The 747-nt window shown below is 64.5% G+C and carries 1 protein-coding gene; it reads left to right on the top strand.

Features of this window, described 5'->3' with window-relative positions; genetic code table 11:
* A partial coding sequence (locus NX778_RS24530) for an Ig-like domain-containing protein (protein ID WP_258814439.1) occupies positions 1 to 747 on the top strand: 747 nt, incomplete at both ends.

Genomic DNA, 747 nt, shown 5'->3' with positions numbered 1-747 from the left:
TGCCAGCGCCCTGGCCGATGGCAGCCATACCGTCAGCGTCACGGATACGGATGGCGCCGGAAACACGGGCACCGCATCGGTCAGCTTCACCCTTGACACCAAATTGACGGCGCCGACCGTGTCGCTGACGACCGATAGCGGCAAGCCCGGCGATGGCCTGACGAACAACGCCGGCCTCACCTTCAACACTGCCGACAGCGACGCGACCCGCGTCATCACCGTCGATGGCAAGGTCGTGAACAGCTACGATGCCAGCGCCCTGGCCGACGGCAGCCACACCGTCAGCGTCACCGATACGGACGGTGCCGGCAATACCGGTACCGCATCGGTCAGCTTCGTTCTCGATACCAAACTGACCGCGCCGACCGTGTCGCTGACGACCGATAGCGGCAAGCCAGGCGACGGCCTGACGAACAACGCCGGCCTCAACTTCAACACCGCTGACAGCGATGCGACCCGCGTCATCACCGTCGACGGTAAGGTCGTGAACAGCTACGATGCCAGCGCCCTGGCCGACGGCAGCCACACCGTCAGTGTCACCGATACGGACGGCGCAGGCAACACGGGCACAGCATCGGTCAGCTTCACTCTCGATACAAAACTGACCGCGCCGAGCGTGTCGCTGACGACGGACAGCGGCAAGCCAGGCGATGGCCTGACGAACAACGCTGGCCTCACCTTCAACACTGCCGACAGCGACGCCACCCGCGTCATCACCGTCGACGGCAAGGTCGTGAACAGCTACGA

The organism is Massilia terrae (assembly GCF_024753145.1).
GTDB classification, from domain to species: domain Bacteria; phylum Pseudomonadota; class Gammaproteobacteria; order Burkholderiales; family Burkholderiaceae_D; genus Telluria; species Telluria terrae.
Note: the sequence above shows the minus strand (reverse complement) of the source record. Positions and strands in the feature narration are given on the sequence as shown.